Source organism: Acholeplasma equirhinis (assembly GCF_017052655.1).
Classification (GTDB): domain Bacteria; phylum Bacillota_I; class Bacilli_A; order Acholeplasmatales; family Acholeplasmataceae; genus Acholeplasma; species Acholeplasma equirhinis.
Map to the genome: position 1 here is coordinate 409,105 of NZ_JAFIDC010000001.1, position 17,979 is coordinate 427,083.

Below are 17,979 nucleotides of genomic sequence, written 5' to 3' on the forward strand. Positions count from 1 at the left end.
TGAAAAAATATACTTGCTATTTCGTGCCTTTAGAGTGATATATGTTAGTAACCAAAGAAAAGGAAGGTATAAGGAATGAAAGTAAAATTTGAAAGAAAAGCAGACAAGGAACAGTTGTTACCACAAGATGAATTCAAAGTGATTGCTCCAAATGACAAAAACAATGTGTTCATAGATTTTGTCTATGAAAATTATCGTGATCAGTTGTACTTAGATGAAAACTTGGAAAATGCTCTCAAACTTACTGATAAACTAGTGAAAATTGAGGTAGGCAGTCTAACTGAAAAAACAACTACTAACAAAGTGTCAAGGTCAAGAAAAAAACCAGATTATGATGAAATCAACAGAAAGAAAGGTATTCAAGGAGCATTAGCAGAAAAAAAGGTTTTAGAGTATGAATTGGAATTATTAAAAGATGTTTCTTTACCTAAAAATAAAAAACCTAAAATAGTATCAAAAAATTCATCTTTAGGTTATGATATTTTGAGTTATACGTTGGATGGTAAACCAAAAAAGATTGAGGTCAAAAGCAAATCTGGGGGAAGTTTAACTAACATTGATTTTTTTATAACTCAAAATGAATATCAAAAAATAGAAGAAGCTAAAGAGAAAAAAGAGATTTTTTCAATTTATTATGTGTTTTCCTTGTATAAAAATCCTAAGTTTATTGAGATTGAATGGAAAGATATTATGAACTTGAAAAATGAGGTTGTAGCATATAGATATCTATTAACAACTAAATAGAATTGTCTAATATGTATATGATAAAGAATTAGGTATTTTCTGAAAGATAATTTATAATTAGGCTATACATATCAGACTTAGGGAAAAAGCATGAATATGAAAATTGAAACTGAGAAGTGTAATGTAAATATGATGATAACAGAGATTTAGACTGAAATGTTTGTTTTGATATTTTTTAGAAACGGGGCACAATATGATTAATACAATTTTATTTAATGCTAATGAGTTTTTTGAAGCTGCGAGAAGATGTGATTTTCCTAAAGGTGAAGTAACCAAAGACAATTTTCCTCTAATGATTCCTGAGTTTGTTAATAGAGCTTTTGCCTGTGAATTATATATAAAAGCTATCGCTGAATTCACAAAAGTTAATATTAAAAAAAACCATAAACTGGATGAATTATTTAAAGAAATAAGTGATAGTGATCAAGAAGCGATTTATTCTCTGTGGAGAACTACTAACGGTAATAACATGATTGATAGTGATTATGTTAGAAAACAGTTTTGGGATAATTTAGAAGCTATCACCAATGTTTTTGTAAGATTTAGATATGCTCATGAATGGATAACTACCACTATCAGTTTAGAACACAGTTTTACCGCTGAACAGTTTACAAAGTTTTCACCAATGAGTGCAAGTAAACCTTTTGGATCACCACGTGTATATTCTGGATTTTTGAAACAATTTGCTATATCATTAAAAGTATATGCAGAGAAACTAATTCTATTTAAGTGATAAACATGTAGACTTGAATAGTACCAGTCATCTAAATCGTAATTTTATATATTGCATCACTTAATTTGTTGAGTATAAGTTTCAATTCGTTATTAAACTTATCAATCATACCGTATATGCAAAATCAAATAAATGAGAAGAAATAATGGGATGAGTAATTATGATAGATGATAAAGTGAAAAATTTGATAGAAAAATTCTCTTTTGAGAGTGACAATAAATACTTTACTGAAGTTCTTTATGTTGCCAAGTATGCATCAAAACCACAAGCAGGTATGTCTAGTAATATGCAGTTAAAGGAAATTGAAAACCCTAATAGAGCATTAGCATTAATAGGCGATAGAGTTCTCAAACTTGTATTGGCTCAAGAAGGCAGAAAAATGTTTGATAATGTAGAGAAAATCAATGACTTTATAAACAGCAATGAATCAAATGAACATCTTGATTCTTTAGGGATTATCCAATCATCAAACGGATATTGTACAGAAAATGATAAAGTAGTCGAAAACAAAAAGTCAGATGTGATTTCAATTGCAACTATGATTGAAGCCATAATTGGATCACTTTATCTTGATGAGTATCAGAAATACGGAACATTTAATAATGTATACCAATTTATAATTAAATATATCATTACTGGTACAAGAAAGCAGGGTTTAAATGATTGAGCTAACTAAAGAGAACATTATTGAGTCTATTAGACAGATTGAATCAATTATCCATAAGATAGAGCGAATTGACAAAAATAAGCTCAAACAACCACAGCTGACTTTAACTGAACGAAGATTGGCTGCCTTGAAAATATCTCTCCAATTACTTAATACCGAATTAGAAGGAATTCAATAATACATGTTTCCATAGTCAAGGTTCGCTGGAATTCGCAACTAGATTTATATACATGATGTATCCTTACCTCCTATTTTCTCTTGAGTATGGAAACATATTTATGTTCCCTACCGCATTTTTTGCAAGCAATCTAGGGTTCACTAGGTTAGTTGAATCTGTAACACTATTAGAAATTAAAAGATAATAAGTTAATGTTAAGATAACCTAAGGTAGAAATACTTTAGGTTTTTTTATAATAAAAAAATATTCTTGTAATCTAAATGTTAAATACAGCTCTATCATGTTAAGATAAAACTAGAGGTGATTGATATGGCACTAAAGAAAAACGACTTACTTGAAGAACTTGATCAACTTAGAGAAGCGTTAAGATTTGAAGCTACTGCTATTTATGGTGATACACCAGAGATTTGTACAGATCAAGCATTATCTGAAATTTCTGATAAAAAACCTGTGAAATTGACCGACTTTGAAGCAATCTCAGGTCTTGATTCAAATTTTATTGAAAAATATGGTGATAAGTTTTTAGAGTTGCTTAAAAATCACCGAACAAAAGTGACCAAATCAATTAAAGTATCTAAATCAGCTTATAAAGTACTCCATCACTATAAAGATAGACTTGCAGATATTTCTAAATCTAATCCAAACTTATATTTAGGTCGAATTGAACATATTCATTCATTTGATTTAACAGAAATTGATAATAAAAGTGAAATAAGTGACTTCTTATCAAATTCAAGAGTTAAAAATCTAAGATTACAATTATCTAAGGATAATTTAGATCAACATATTACGAAGTTATATCGTGAAGTGAATAAAAACTATAGAGAATCTGGTGCCTATAATCTTTATATTGCTTATCCATTTATAGAAGGTATGTATTCTAAAGAAAAGTTTCCAATTAAAGCACCGTTGTTATATTTTCCTGTTAAATTAGAAAGAACATTAAGAACTTTTTCGATTAAAAAAGATAATGAAAGAGATATCTTATTTAACCGTGATTTAATTTTACTTTCATCAAAAATGGAAAAGAGTAAGATTGATTCAGATATGCCTAATCTTGAAATATTTAATGACAAAATATTAAAAGAAGTTGTCATACCATATTATCAAAAACACGGTATTATCATAGACGACATAGAAACAAGTGAATTTATCCAGTTTAAGAGTGAATTGAAAGATGAATTTTCAAAATCATTAAATAAAAAGAATTTTTCGATTAAACCTTATGTTACTTTATCAAGATTTAAATTGTATTCATCAAGTATTCAACGTGATATGGAACAAATTCTTTCATCTAATAAATATAATGAATTATTAGAAGGGTTAATTGATGAACAAGCTTTATTTTTAGCAGAAAAGAATCTAGAACTCCAAGTTTCAAAAGATCCAATTGATGAAGGTAAAATTACATATATTAATGACTTAAACTACTCACAAGAAAAAGTAATAGAACTGCTTTCAAAAGAAAAAAAGGTTGTTATTTGGGGACCTCCAGGTACGGGTAAAAGTCAAACAATTACATCTTTAATTGCTGCATCTATATTAAAGGGTGAAAATGTTTTAGTTGTATCAGAAAAGAAAGTTGCACTGGATGTCATCTATTCTAGATTAAAACGTGCAAGTAAATACGCAATGTTTATAGATGATGCAGAAAATAAACAAGATTTTTATGAGAAATTGAAGAAGTTTTTAGAACCCGAAGTTCCAATTCGAACTTTAAATAACGACCAATATGCTTTAGACCAAAAGATTAAGGCATTAGTCACTGATATGGATCAGTCATTAAAATTACTTTATGACACAAAAGTAGATGGTATTTCGCTTAATAAAGTATTTGAACGATATATTAAAGATAAAGATATGCATGAAACTTTAACACCTAAAATCGTGCATCAAACTTTTAATAAATACTATAAAAATGCTAATTTTGAACTTATTAATGATTTAGAAAATGTATTTGATACAGACACACACTTTAGAAAATTTCTAGATTTAGGAAAAATTTACTTTGAAAATTCTTGGATATTAAAATTGGATACAAAAATTTCTAGAAGTTCTAAATTAGAGTTTAAAGATTTCCATGAAAGTTATTTAGGTTATAAAGATGCATTGCATCATAAAGGTTTCTTTAAACGTCGCAGTCTTACGAAAAAGTTTATCAAAAATCATTCAATGACTTTAGGTTTTATGACACATAAAAAAACTTTGGATAAGACGTATCTAAATACCTTAGTAAAAAGTGATAAAGTACATCAATATATTTTAGAAAACATCAATAACTTAGACAAATATTTCTTCCAATTTAACGCACTTAACAACAATCAAAAAACATTTTTAAAAATGGTTTTATTTGATCCTGTTTTTCAAAATATTGAAGATATTTCAAAACTTAGAACATATTTATTTGATGCGTTTTATTCAGGTTATCTAGAAGAATTTATTGCAAACAATCAAAAGCATTTATACATAATTAATGAATATAAAGAAAAGTTAACACAGCTTGAATTTTTAATGCATGAAAAAATGCAGTTATCAAATGAAAGTTTTGAAATGGAACTTTATAAACAAGCTCTTGCATTTTCAAATACAAGAAGAATCATGGATATTAAACGTATTTTAGAATCAACAAGTAAACCAAGTGTTAAGGCATTTATTGATACATATTTATTAGAATCAATGAATCATATTAGATTATGGATGATGACACCTGAGGTAGTTTCTGCAATTTTACCACTTCAACATGGTATGTTTGATTTAGTTATTTTTGACGAAGCGAGTCAAATGTATGTGGAAAAAGGTATACCAGCAATATATCGTGCTAAGAAAGTTGTAATCGCAGGTGATCCAAAACAATTACGTCCATCTTCATTAGGTTTTGGACGTGTTGAAGATGAGGATGAATTTTATGAAGATGAGGTCTTAAAAGATGTATCAATGGATGCAAAAAGTTTACTTGACCTTGCAAGATATCGGTTTAAAGAAGCTTTATTAAATTATCATTACAGAAGTCAATATGAAGAATTGATTGCATTTAGTAATCATGCATTTTATGATGCAAAACTTATTATTTCACCAAATCAAAAACATGCACCTGAACCTCCAATTGAATATGTATATGTTAAAAATGCAACCTTCGATTCAAGAAAAAATGTAGTTGAAGCTAAAGCTGTCGTTGATGTCATTAAATCAATTTTTAAAACAAGAAAACATAATGAATCAATTGGCGTGATTACTTTTAATAGTACTCAAAGAGATGCAATTGAAAATTTAGTAGACCAAGAACTTTTTAAAAAAGGTGTCTATCAAAAACAATTTGAACAAGAAATGTTTAGAAAAGATGATAATGAAGACACTTCACTTTTTATCAAGAACATTGAAAATGTTCAAGGTGATGAAAGAGATATTATTATCTTTTCAATGGGCTATGCAAAAGGTAAAGATGGTAGACTGATGCGTCGTTTTGGTTGGTTAAATCATGAGGGTGGTCAAAATAGATTAAATGTTGCGATTACACGAGCAAAGAAGAAAATATATTTTGTTTCAAGTTTATATCCAGAGGAGTTCAAAGTAGATGATCTAATTTCTACTGGTCCAAAACTATTAAAAGATTTCATGAGATATTGTTACTTTGTTTCAAATAAGAATGATGAAATGACAAAGGAAATATTAAATCAATTATATGAAACAGAACAAGAGACAAAAGAAGCGCTTAAAAATTTAATGGCAAAAGACATCAAATTACGTCTTGAAAAATTAGGGTATATTGTTGAAGAACAAGTAGGTATAGGAAAAAATAAGATTAGTTTAGGTATTAAAAAACCGAAAGACGAGTCATTTATCTTAGGTATCATCTGTGATTTAAATTATGACAATTTAAATGCACGTAGGGATTTAATTCATCAAGATAAATATCTCAAATCGAGAAATTGGTCTATTTACCGTGTTTTTGAATCAAATTGGTATACAAACCCTCAAAAGGAAATAAAACAGATAAAAGACCTCATTAAATCACTTGATAAGTCATGATGATGTCTTAAACTCAAGCATGTTAATATCTATGTAGCTTTAACTATGATATCATGAGAGAAATTTAAATTTTGAGGTGTAAAATGGGATATATTGAAAATTTTGATCAGTATGTAAATCTGATTAAAGAAGACTATAAAAAGCATGCATTTTTAGAAGTGATTAATTTCATTAAAAATGAATATCCAGAATTGAAATTAGAAATGAAATGGAATCAACCTATGTTTATTCATCAAGGTACTTTTATTCTTGCAGTTAGTACATTGAAAAATCATATGTCAATTGCACCTGAGTTAAAGGCTATGACATATTTTAGAGATGAAATAATCATGGCTGGTTATGAAGAAACTTCACAATTATTTAGAATAAAATATAAAGAACCTGTTAACTATACATTATTAAAGCGTATCATTGACTTTAACATCAAAGATAAAATGGGTTATGATAAGTTTTGGAGAGCGTAAATAAACGCTCTCTTTTCATTTAAATAGACCTCAAAATATTCTATGGTAAAATAAGAGTATTATTTTAGGGGATTACAATGAGGATACAAAACAATCAAAACTTACAGAAGAAAAAAAATATCATAACCTTCTATTTTGAAAATAAGAAAATGGAAGGATTAGAAGGGGATACCATTGCAAGTGCATTAATTGCGAATGGTGTTTTTGTATTTTCATATGGAAGAAAAACGAATCGTCCGAGAGGATATTCATGTTCAACAGATTTTTGTGATGGCTCATGTCAGATGACTGTTGATGGAATTGAGAATGTAAAGACATGTAGTAGAAGATTAGAACCTGAAATGAAAGTTTTTAGGAAAAAGGTGACGCATCATGAAAAGTTATGATTTAGTCATTATTGGTGGAGGTGTTGCAGGTATAGCTGCAGCGATAGAAGCTACAAAGTTAAGCATGAATGCAATCATTATTGAACAAGGGTTTACATTAGGTGGTAAGACAAGACTCATTGCACATAAAATGAAAAGTTATAATCAAAATGGACAAGAACTCCTTGAAGTACTGTTAAAAGATTTAGATTTTACAAAAGTTGATATATTAACGAATCACTCAGTTGCAGCTATTTATACAGATTTGGTGGTAACTGCAACAAATGGTGAAGATTTTGTTAAAGTTCAAGCTAAATCCATTTTGGTTACAACTGGTACCTATCAAAAGACAATCGCATTCCCTAATAATGATTTACCAAATATTTTCGGTGTCATTACCACGATTGAATTACTTAATTTATACGGTATTAAACCAGGTAATGAAGCGATAATTTTAGGAAGTTCATTTACTGAACTTGTAAAGATGTATTTAGAAATAGCTGAAATTAAAATTGTTGAAGTCATCGATCCAAATGATTTAATTGAAGCATTTGGTAAGGATAAGTTTGAAGGTGTAAGAACTTCAAAAGGTGAATATAAAGCTGATTTTTTAGTTGTTTGTGGCGGTTTATTACCAGCAAAAGAACTTTTGAATATGCTTGATGCAGAAATGGAATATGACTCATTTTATGATGCATATAAACCTAAATTAGAAAATCATCAAACAAGTATCAATGGTGTCTTTGTTGCAGGTAATTTATCTGGTATGAAAAAGATTCATGAAAACATTGAGGAAGCGAAAGAAACTGTCAATGTAATCTATAAAAGGTTAGGTGAATCTAATGGATAAATCGCATACGATTATTTGTAAATATGAAGATATCACTTTAAAAGACATCCAACGTTGTTTAGAATTGGGTTTTACGACAGTAGAGGATATCAAAAGGTTAACTCGTGTTGGCATGGGTCCTTGTCAAGGTAGAGATTGTATTCATTTAGTGATTGAAGAAATTCATAAGTTTACTGGAAAACCCAAATCAGAAATTAAAGGTATTAAGCAAAGACCCAATTTATCAACAATTCCACTTAATGCGCTTGCTAAAGGGGATTACAATGAATAAAAAAATCTTAATTATTGGTGCAGGTATCTCAGGATTATCTGCAGCTTATCACTTATCTTTTATACCTGAATTTGAAGTCACTGTGATTGATAAAGGTTATTTCATGAATGGTGCAACAGGCAGAAATGGTGCGGGGATTCGTACTCAATGGAGTACGCAATTAAACATTTTATTATCTAAGTATTCGGTTGAATTTTTTGAAAAAGGTGAAACTCATTTAGACTTTAAGGATAGTTTAGAATTTAAACAACAAGGTTATTTAATACTTGCATCAGATGAAAATGAACATGAACAATTTAAAAAGAATGTAAAACTTCAAAATGAACTTGGTATTCCAAGTCAATTATTAAATAAAGAAGAAACTAGAAAAATAGCACCACTACTTAATTTAGATAGTTTCTATAGTGCAACTTATTGTAAACTTGATGGTCATTTAAACCCATTTAAAGTAAGTCAAGCATTTTATTTGAAGTGTTTAAAACAAGGTGTTATTTTTAAATTTTTTGAAGAAATTCTTGATTTAAAAATGACATATCAAGAAATTAAAGCAGTTGTTACAAATAAAGAAACCTATTATGTAGATTATGTTATCAACTGTGCTGGAAGTTATTCAAAAGAAATTGCCAATATGGCAGGTGTTGATGTACCAGTTTACCCTGAAAAACATGAAATACTTGCAACTGAACCGGTAAAACCGATCTTAGGTCCAATGGTCATGAGTTTTTCAAAAAACTTTTATATTCAACAAGTTCCACATGGACCACTTATTATGGGACAAGGTGGTAAACATTTAGAGTCAAGTCATGATCAAACATCAACAGTAGAATTTTTAGAAAATATTTCAAAAACAGTTTTAGAGGTACTACCAGGAATTGGTAATGTGCGTGTGCAAAGACAATGGGCAGGTAGCTATGACATGTCACCAGATCGTTCACCAATTATTTCAAAAACAGATGTGAAAAATTTAATTGTTGCATGTGGGTTCTCTGGACGTGGATTTATGATTGCACCAGCAACAGGACTATTAATTAGAGATTTAGTACTTAATCAAAAATCTTCAATTGAAGGTATTGATTTAAAAGATTTGAGTTTAGAAAGATTTAAAAACGAATTAAAAATAAATGAACTTTCATTTGTCTAAAGGAGGACTTATGGCATATTATCCATACGAAACAGAAAAGTTAGTTGACTTTACAATTGAATCAAATATAAAGAAATTTGAAGAGGGTATAAAAACTGTTAGATCTTATCTTGGTAAAACTTATCCACTACTTGTAGATGGAAAGAAAATAGAAACAGATAACCTATTAAAATCATTTAATCCAAGCAATCATAGTGAAGTGATCGGTATGATTCACCAAGCTGGTAAATTTGAAGTTGACCTAGCAATTGAAAGTGCATTAAGAAATTTTGAAACTTGGAAATTAACTGATTATAAAATGCGTGCTGATATTTTATTTAAGTCAGCTTCAATTATTAGAAAAAGAAAGTTTGAATTTTCATCACTTCTAGCTTTAGAAGCAGGTAAACCTTGGGCAGAAGCGGATGCGGATACTGCTGAGGCTATTGACTTCTTAGAATACTATGCACGTTCAATTTATGATGTGATGGAAAAAGACAAGCATATTCTTTCTAGAAAGGATATTGAAAGAAATGAATATGTTTATAAACCACTTGGTGTGTGTGCTGTCATTACACCTTGGAATTTTCCACTTGCAATCTTAGCAGGGATGACAACCGCAGCAGTTGTTACAGGTAATACAGTATTATTAAAACCTGCAGTTACAACACAAGTGATTGCGTATAAATTTATGGAAGTATTAAAAGAGGCTGGACTACCAGATGGTATTGTTCAGTTTATACCAGGTGATGCTATTGAAGTTGGAGAATATATCGTAACTCATCCAAAGGTAAGATTTGTATCATTTACCGGTTCAAAGGCAGTTGGCGTTAGAATCTATGAAAAAGCTGCAGTCGTTCAACCTGGACAAAAATGGTTGAAGCGTGTTATTGCAGAAATGGGTGGTAAGGATGCAATGATTATTGATGAGGATTGTGATTTGGATTTTGCAGCTAGTGAAGTAGCAAAAGCGGCATTCTCATTTGCAGGTCAAAAATGTTCTGCAGCAAGTCGTGCAATTGTTCATGAAAAAGTGTATGATTCATTCATAGAAAAGTTAGTAAATATTACAAAAACTTATAAAGTTGGTGCGGCAGAACTTAAGGATACTTTTGTTGGACCAGTTAATGATGATAATGCATTTAATAAAATAACTTCATACATTGAAATTGGTAAAAAAGAAGGTAAATTAGTATTTGGTGGTACTAACGATAAGTCTAAAGGTTACTTTATCGAACCAACGATTATTAAGGACCTTAAGAAAGATTCTAGAATTATGCAAGAAGAGATCTTTGGACCAGTCTTAGGTATTACCAAATTTAAAACATTTGATGAAGCACTTGAAATTGCAAATTCGACTGAATATGGTTTAACAGGTTCAGTAATTTCAAATAATAGAGAAAATTTAGAAAAGGCAAGAAAACATTTCGAAGTAGGTAATCTATATTTAAACCGTAAATGTACTGGTGCAATTGTAGGTTATCAACCATTTGGTGGTTTTAATATGAGTGGTACAGACTCAAAAGCAGGTGGACCTGATTATTTAATACTCCATATGCAAGCTAAAACCATCTCAGAAATGTTTTAAGGAGTAAATGATGCATCCATATATTATTTATATTTATGTTGTTCTTTGGTTTATTATGTCGCTTGTAACATTTATTCTTTATAAGACAGATAAAGTTAAAGCAGAAAAAAATAAGAGAAGAATTAGCGAAAAAACACTCTTACTATCAAGTTTTTTATTAGGATCAATGGGTGGCTTACTTGGCATGTATTTGGTTAGACATAAAACTAAACATTGGTACTTTGTTTTAGTTAATTGGGCATCATTTGTACTACATGTCGTGATTTTAAACTTACTTTTACCGGATTTTAGTGCTTTTCTAAGCTAAAAATGGCTTTTTTTGAAAAATGTATTAAAATAGAATTAACAAAGTTAATAGGAGGGATTAGTTATGTTAGTATTTGAAACGGGATTAGATTTTTCAGGTTGGGGTTGGCAAGAAATCGCAATCGTTGCAGCAGCATTGTTTTTAGTTATTGTTTTACTTGCTGTTCTTTTAAAACCTAAAGGTAAAAAAGCACCAAAACAAGTTCCAGCATCAAAACCACAAACAGATGTGAAATTGGAACAAAAAGCCGAGGTTAAGGCAGAAACTAAAAAAGAAGAAGTAAAAGCCGAACCTAAAGTTGAGACTAAAAAAGAAGAACCAAAGGCAGAACCAGTCAAAGAAACGCCAAAGGCAGAACCAGTAAAAGAGACACCGAAAGCTGATGATTCAGAAGAACTTGATGAAGAAACTGCTGAAAAAAAGGAAAAATCTGCTAAGAAAAAAGTTGCAAAATATCATATTTCACAAAATAAAGATGATGATAGTGAATATGCAAATTGGTGGCGTGTAAGAAAAGAAGGTTCTCAAAAGACAATCAAGTATTTCAAAACTCAAAAAGAAGCGATTGCCTACGCTGAAAAATTAGCAGAAAATCAAGATTCATCAATTGTAATTCACAAAAAAGATGGATCAATCAGAAAACAAGATTATTCTAAGAAAGATTAAATGAATCCTCCAAAAGGAGGATTTTATTTTGCTATGGTAAAATGAGTATACATCATGGATTTGGAAGGTTATTCAAATATGAAAAAATTACAACGTTTAGGTGATATCCTTTATGCATTTGACAGTGAAGAGGTCTTTGGAAACTTGAAACTTAAAGGAGATTCTGCACTTCAGTTTTTAGTCAAAGATATCAATCTTCAAACAGTACAACTTGATTTTGATTTTCATTCAGATGTTGATATCAATGAGGTAAATAACTTAAGAAATAAAATCAATGAACTTTTACCGATTATTTTATTAAAGAAAAATTTTGCAGTTGATTTAAAAAAGAGTCAAATTACAGGTTCACTCGATAGATTTTTAGTTGTTGATCAAACAGATCAAACAAAATTTACATTAACTTTTGATTATTTAAATAGAAGACATATTTTAGGACCTGAATATTTTGCAAGAAAAGATGAAATGTTCACTGATTTACATTTAAATTGTTTATCTACGTTAGAAAATTATGCAATCTACTTTTTATCATTATTTCAAGGTAATAAAAATACCTTGTATCTAAAATCAATTATTGATAATCAAAAAATCATGCCTCAACAATATCCATTTATACGAAAGATGATTGCGTTTTATTATGGATTATCAGATTTTGGGTTATCACTAGATGTGCTCAATTTCGTTGATAAAAAGTATCATCCTTTCTTAAATGAAATTATTAACTTTAATGAAAAAGAGTTGCAGTTTATAAGTGATTTTAGAAAAGGAATTTATGATCCAACTTTAATCTTACCTGGTATGTTAGGCACCAACTTAGTAAATCATCCTAAAGCTAAATTAGTTGCAAAAAGGAGATTAAATAATTGAAAGAAATGACTTTTGGTTTAACGACCTTTCTTGAAATCGGTGTAGATCCTAAAACTGGAATGACAACGCATGCTGAAAGAATCAATCAATCTATTGAAGAGATTGTTTTAGCTGATAAAGTAGGATTAAATTATTATGGTATTGGTGAACATCATAGAATGGATTATGCTGCATCAAGTCCACAAACCATTCTAGCAGCTGCCGCAAAATTAACTAAAAAAATTCATCTAGGCAGTGCAGTTACAGTACTTTCTTCAGAAGATCCAGTCAGAATTTATCAAGAGTTTGCGACTTTAGATATCCTTACTGATGGACGTGCAGAAATTATGGCAGGACGAGGCTCATTTATTGAATCGTTCCCACTCTTTGGTTATGCATTAGAAGATTACAATACATTGTTTAGTGAAAAACTTGAAATGTTATTAAGGGTTCGTGAAGCAGAACATGTCAAATGGCCAGGTGGAAAACACACACAAAAACTAAATGGTGAACCGGTTTATCCGCGTTCAGTTCAAAGTAAACTAAAGGTAAGCATTGCAGTTGGTGGCACACAAACATCTGTGATACGTGCAGCAAAACTTGGTTTACCGATTGTGTTTGCTATTATTGGTGGCGAACCCATTCGATTTAAACCACTTGTTGATTTATATAAACATTTTTATTTAGAAGCTGGTCATGATATGAACGAAATGGAAATCGGAGTGCATTCACACGGGATTGTAACTGATGAAAATCCAGAAGAGTTAGTTAATAGATATTATGAACCACATCACGCTGCGTTTTCAAAACTCGGTCAAGAACGTGGTTGGGGGATTTATACTAAACAACATTATTTAAACTCTATTCAATATGGTCCACTTTATGTTGGAGATGTTGACTTTGTCGCTAAAAAGATAGCCAAGACAATGAAAGATTTAGGTATTAATCGATTCTTACTCCACACACCAGGTTCGTATATGCCACATCAAGATGTTTTAAAGTCAATTGAAGTTTTTGGATTACAAGTCGTTCCAAAAGTTAAGGAATTATTGAAATAAATTAAGCGCTTTCATTTGCGCTTTTTTTATAACTACATGTTAAAATGTAATTATAAAGAGGTGATTTTATGAATATAGCAATTATCGGAGCATCCGGGTTCGTTGGTAGAGCAATCGTTTCAGCTTCACTTTTTAAAAATCATTATGTTTATGCAATTTCACGTTCAGGTAAGTTTGATAATCATCCACGATTAGAAGTTGTGCATTGTGATGTATTTGATGAAATAAAACTGCATGAAGTTCTTAAAAAGGCAGATCTAATCATCTCAAGTTATAATGCAGGATGGACAAACCCTAATTTATATCAGGAATTTATGGAAGGTTCCAAGCACATCATCAATGTTGTTAAGAAATTAGAAAAACGATTGATAGTTGTTGGTGGTGCATCATCTTTACTCTTATCAAATGGTGATTCAGCTATTACACAAATTTCAGCTGAATGGAAAGATAAGGTAAAAGGTTCATTTGATTTACTAGATGTACTCAGAAAAGATTTAACTTTCCCTTGGACATTCATTTCACCTGCAGCGGAAATTTTACCTTTTGATACGCACGAAAGTTATAATGTTGGTGGAGACTATATGCTCTACAATTCAAAGGGTAAGTCACAAATTACAGTTGCGGATCTTGCTAAATTTATTGTAGAACAAGCTATTCAACTGAATAATATTCATAAACGATTAACAATTTGTAATATTTAATTAAGAAAAAAAGAATGGGTTTTATCCATTCTTTTTTGTTTGTTCATATAAACTTTCGATTTCTTTTACCATTCTTGGATTTAGATCTGCATAAGTCGTCATATATGCAAGTAAACTCATTGCTGCATCTGGTGTATTTTTATAACCGACTAAAACTTTAGAAATGACTTGTGCAAATTGAGGGAATCTTTTTTCTAATCTTCTAGTTGGTGTATAGAAATCCCCTTTAACCATTTCTGGTTCGATAAGTGGAAGCACAGATAAAACATTATTAAGTGCATGACCTTGAATGAATGTATGTGCAGAGAGTAATTCACCTCTTAAATATCTGTTAAGTCCAACATAGATGTTTGTTAGTGCCTCATTGAATGCATAATCAATTGAACCATATTTCTTAGTAGGATTTAGTGTTGGTTTAAAGTCAAAATTAGAACCAGGTTTTACCCAGTGCAATCTCGCATCAACTAAATCAATTTCTTTGAGTCTGGTTTCAGAGAATACTGCATATTCTCCATAAACTCCATCCTCGAATAATATCTTGCATCCTTCAGTTGTATTGTAGAAACTGTATGCAAGTGGATATGCTTCATTTAACCAGCCTAAATTCTTAATAAATTGCTCACTATAACCATCTTTAACAATTACGAAAAAGTCGATATCAGAATATTGATCCAATCGGTCCGTATCAATGCCAACAGATCCTAATCCAATTAAAGCAACAGTTTCTTCATATTTTGATAAAGAGCGTGCAATTTCATCAAGTCGTTTCATTAAGTTATGTTTCATATTTATCCTTAGCCCCCAAATTGTGGTATTTTTTCCCCTATAATTTGATTATACCTATATTTTGGTAGTTGTATACTATAATGTAAACGGTTGCATAAAAAGTGACATCTTTATCTATGATAAAATAAGAGTGTTTGATAGCACAAGAAGAAAGGAACAAAATAATGAATCATATCTTCGAAAATAAAGAGACGTTTAAAGGTGCTTATGTACTTGCATTAAATCATTTATTTGCTAAAAAAATAGAAAATGCAACCCTTTATGAACGTTATGCAACACTTGCATCAATTTTAGATACACATTTAAAAACTGATTATAGAAGTACTACTGAATATGTAGAAAAAAATAACTTAAAGAAAACTATTTATTTCTCAATGGAATTTTTAATGGGTCGTTTAATCACTTCAAATTTAATGAATGCTGGTTATGCATCAGTCGTTAAAGAAGCATTTAAAGATTGGGGTTACGATCTAAATGAAATTGAACAAACAGAATCAGATGCTGGACTTGGAAATGGTGGTTTAGGTAGACTTGCTGCTTGTTTCTTAGACTCAGCTGCATCACTTTCATTACCATTATATGGTAATTCTTTAAGATATCAACATGGATTCTTTGTACAAAAAATTGAAAATAATAAACAAGTTGAATATCCTGATAACTGGTTAGAAAGACCATTCATATGGGAAGAGAAAAAAGAAGACGAAGCTGTCGAAGTGCCATTCTTTGGTTACGTTGAAAACATTCGTTTAATTGATCCTGTATGGGTTCGTGCTATACCTTACGATGTAAAAGTTGTTGGTGCACAAAATGGTGTTGTTACACATTTAAGACTTTGGTCAACAGAACCTTCAAAGAAATACCATTATCAAGATCAAGCTTATTTAAATATGGTTAAGAACATCACGGATTCACTATATCCAGATGATTCTACTGAAGATGGTAAATTACTAAGATTACAACAACAATATTTATTCAGTGCTGCTGGAATTAAATCAGCAATCAATGAACACAAACGTTTAGGACGTGATGTGCGTAGTTTAGCTGATTACTATACATTCCAAATTAATGATACACACCCAACATTAATTATTCCTGAACTTATGAGAGTCTTGATGGATGAAGAAGGTTTAGGTTATGATGAAGCATGGCAAATTGTTAATAAAACATGTGCATACACAAATCACACTATCTTAGCAGAAGCTCTAGAAAAGTGGAATATTAAGATTTTTAGAAGATTATTACCTAGAATTTATGAAATTATTGCTGAAATGAACAAACGTTTTATTGCAGAGTTAGTTTCAAAAGGTTATTCACAAGAGAAGATTTATCGCATGCAATTAATCGGTGTGAACAATGTTCGTATGGCGAATATTTGTATTAATGCATCATTCTCAGTAAATGGTGTTGCTGCATTACACACAGATATATTAAAGAAAATTGAATTGAATGATTTCTATCAATTATATCCAGAAAAATTCAATAATAAAACAAACGGTATTACTCACCGTAGATGGTTACTTCACATTAATCCAGAATTAACATCTATTATTGATAGCTTACTAGGTTCTAAGTGGCAAAAAGACTTATCTTTAATTAAAGGGTTAGAAAAATACGCGAATGATGCGAAAGTTCAATCACAAATTAAAGATATGAAATTGACTAAGAAACGTATTTTAATTAAACGTATTTATGAAGATACTGGTGTAATGTTAAATGAAAATGCAATCTTTGATATCCAAATTAAACGTCTGCATGAATACAAACGTCAATTATTAAACATCTTACATATCATTTACCTGTACTTAAGATTAAAGAAAGATGCTGAGTTCAAAAAGAATTTCCATCCACAAAACTTTATCTTTGGTGCAAAAGCAGCACCATCATATCACATGGCTAAAGGTATTATTGAATTAATAAATGCTGCTTCAAAAGTTATTAACAATGATAAAGATACAAATGAATTGTTAAAAGTTGTATTTGTTGAAAACTACAATGTAACATATGCAGAATTCTTATTCCCAGCTGCTGACCTTTCAGAACAAATTTCAACTGCTTCAAAAGAAGCATCAGGTACTGGTAACATGAAGTTTATGTTAAACGGAGCTGTTACAATTGGTACGATGGATGGTGCCAATGTTGAAATTGTTGAACAAGCAGGAAAAGAAAATGCTGTAATCTTCGGTATGTCTGCAGAAGAAGTTACAACTCTTTATAAGAATAATGGTTACAAACCTAGAAAATACTATGATGAAGATAAACGTTTAAGAGATATCTTTGAATTCATTAGAACATTAAATAGTAACCCAACACATTTTGATTTTATTTTACATAACTTATTAAACAGTGATTACTTCTTAGTTATGGCTGACTTTGCGAGTTATGTTGAAGCACAAGCTAAAGCAAACAAACTTTATCAAGATGCCAAAACTTGGTGGAGAATGTCAATAATGAATATTGCAAATGCTGGATTCTTTACATCTGACAGAACAATTGCTCAATATAATGAAGACATTTGGCATCTAACGCCTATTACATTTTGAATAAACTGCCACTAGGCAGTTTTTCTTTCTTAAAATAAGGTAAAATAAAAGTAAGGATCAAAGGGGGTCTTT

18 protein-coding genes are annotated in these 17,979 nt (G+C 30.2%); 17 read left to right on the forward strand and 1 reads right to left on the reverse strand.

Going from position 1 to position 17,979, the window contains the following annotated elements; translation table 11 throughout:
• Nucleotides 1-75 precede the first annotated feature (75 nt).
• The 16 genes from JV173_RS01890 (at nt 76) to JV173_RS01965 (ending at nt 14,581) form a co-directional block, all read left to right on the forward strand.
• A complete protein-coding gene (locus tag JV173_RS01890; protein ID WP_205734599.1) occupies nt 76-744 on the forward strand; it encodes a protein NO VEIN domain-containing protein in 669 nt (222 codons plus the stop codon).
• A 193-nt stretch (nt 745-937) separates the two neighbouring features.
• Entirely contained in the window at nt 938-1,477 is a 540-nt protein-coding gene (locus tag JV173_RS01895; protein ID WP_205734600.1) for a hypothetical protein, read from the forward strand.
• 160 nt (nt 1,478-1,637) lie between these two features.
• Nucleotides 1,638-2,144, forward strand: coding sequence for a ribonuclease III domain-containing protein (locus tag JV173_RS01900; RefSeq protein WP_205734601.1), 507 nt, complete (start codon nt 1,638-1,640; stop codon nt 2,142-2,144).
• Nucleotides 2,137-2,322: a hypothetical protein gene (locus tag JV173_RS01905; RefSeq protein ID WP_205734602.1), complete on the forward strand. Its 186-nt coding sequence runs from the start codon at nt 2,137-2,139 to the stop codon at nt 2,320-2,322. The genes JV173_RS01900 and JV173_RS01905 overlap by 8 nt, the downstream gene beginning before the upstream one ends.
• Nucleotides 2,323-2,631: 309 nt before the next feature.
• Nucleotides 2,632-6,348, forward strand: coding sequence for an AAA domain-containing protein (locus JV173_RS01910; protein WP_205734603.1), 3,717 nt, complete (start codon nt 2,632-2,634; stop codon nt 6,346-6,348).
• An 83-nt stretch (nt 6,349-6,431) separates the two neighbouring features.
• On the forward strand, nt 6,432-6,812 hold the full coding sequence (locus JV173_RS01915) for an iron chaperone (protein ID WP_205734604.1): 381 nt from the start codon (nt 6,432-6,434) through the stop codon (nt 6,810-6,812).
• 77 nt (nt 6,813-6,889) lie between these two features.
• Nucleotides 6,890-7,198, forward strand: coding sequence for a (2Fe-2S)-binding protein (locus JV173_RS01920; protein ID WP_205734605.1), 309 nt, complete (start codon nt 6,890-6,892; stop codon nt 7,196-7,198).
• Nucleotides 7,185-8,027 carry an FAD-dependent oxidoreductase gene (locus JV173_RS01925; protein ID WP_205734606.1) on the forward strand — a complete coding sequence of 281 codons (843 nt, stop codon included), beginning with the start codon at nt 7,185-7,187 and terminating at the stop codon, nt 8,025-8,027. Before JV173_RS01920 ends, JV173_RS01925 begins: the two co-directional genes overlap by 14 nt.
• Nucleotides 8,020-8,298, forward strand: coding sequence for a (2Fe-2S)-binding protein (locus JV173_RS01930; RefSeq protein WP_205734607.1), 279 nt, complete (start codon nt 8,020-8,022; stop codon nt 8,296-8,298). Before JV173_RS01925 ends, JV173_RS01930 begins: the two co-directional genes overlap by 8 nt.
• Complete coding sequence (locus JV173_RS01935) at nt 8,291-9,439, forward strand: NAD(P)/FAD-dependent oxidoreductase (protein ID WP_205734608.1); 1,149 nt, start codon at nt 8,291-8,293, stop codon at nt 9,437-9,439. The genes JV173_RS01930 and JV173_RS01935 overlap by 8 nt, the downstream gene beginning before the upstream one ends.
• Nucleotides 9,440-9,449: 10 nt before the next feature.
• Nucleotides 9,450-11,006, forward strand: coding sequence for an L-glutamate gamma-semialdehyde dehydrogenase (pruA, locus tag JV173_RS01940; protein WP_205734609.1), 1,557 nt, complete (start codon nt 9,450-9,452; stop codon nt 11,004-11,006).
• A gap of 10 nt (nt 11,007-11,016) precedes the next feature.
• Entirely contained in the window at nt 11,017-11,313 is a 297-nt protein-coding gene (locus tag JV173_RS01945) for a DUF1294 domain-containing protein (RefSeq protein WP_205734610.1), read from the forward strand.
• A 63-nt stretch (nt 11,314-11,376) separates the two neighbouring features.
• Nucleotides 11,377-11,979, forward strand: coding sequence for a DUF2188 domain-containing protein (locus JV173_RS01950; RefSeq protein WP_205734611.1), 603 nt, complete (start codon nt 11,377-11,379; stop codon nt 11,977-11,979).
• Nucleotides 11,980-12,057: 78 nt separating this feature from the next.
• Nucleotides 12,058-12,843: a hypothetical protein gene (locus JV173_RS01955; protein WP_205734612.1), complete on the forward strand. Its 786-nt coding sequence runs from the start codon at nt 12,058-12,060 to the stop codon at nt 12,841-12,843.
• A 5-nt stretch (nt 12,844-12,848) separates the two neighbouring features.
• The gene (locus JV173_RS01960) at nt 12,849-13,880 is read left to right on the forward strand and encodes an LLM class flavin-dependent oxidoreductase (RefSeq protein WP_240453025.1); all 1,032 of its coding nucleotides are present in this window, start codon (nt 12,849-12,851) and stop codon (nt 13,878-13,880) included.
• A gap of 68 nt (nt 13,881-13,948) precedes the next feature.
• On the forward strand, nt 13,949-14,581 hold the full coding sequence (locus JV173_RS01965; RefSeq protein ID WP_205734614.1) for an NAD(P)-dependent oxidoreductase: 633 nt from the start codon (nt 13,949-13,951) through the stop codon (nt 14,579-14,581).
• A gap of 21 nt (nt 14,582-14,602) precedes the next feature.
• Here JV173_RS01965 and JV173_RS01970 read toward each other — a convergent pair whose 3' ends face one another.
• Nucleotides 14,603-15,367 (reverse strand): nucleotidyltransferase domain-containing protein, encoded by a 765-nt coding sequence (locus tag JV173_RS01970; RefSeq protein WP_205734615.1) that lies wholly within the window; start codon nt 15,365-15,367, stop codon nt 14,603-14,605.
• A 164-nt stretch (nt 15,368-15,531) separates the two neighbouring features.
• Here JV173_RS01970 and JV173_RS01975 point away from each other — a divergent pair, with 164 nt between their 5' ends.
• The gene (locus JV173_RS01975; protein WP_205734616.1) at nt 15,532-17,907 is read left to right on the forward strand and encodes a glycogen/starch/alpha-glucan phosphorylase; all 2,376 of its coding nucleotides are present in this window, start codon (nt 15,532-15,534) and stop codon (nt 17,905-17,907) included.
• Nucleotides 17,908-17,979 lie beyond the last annotated feature (72 nt).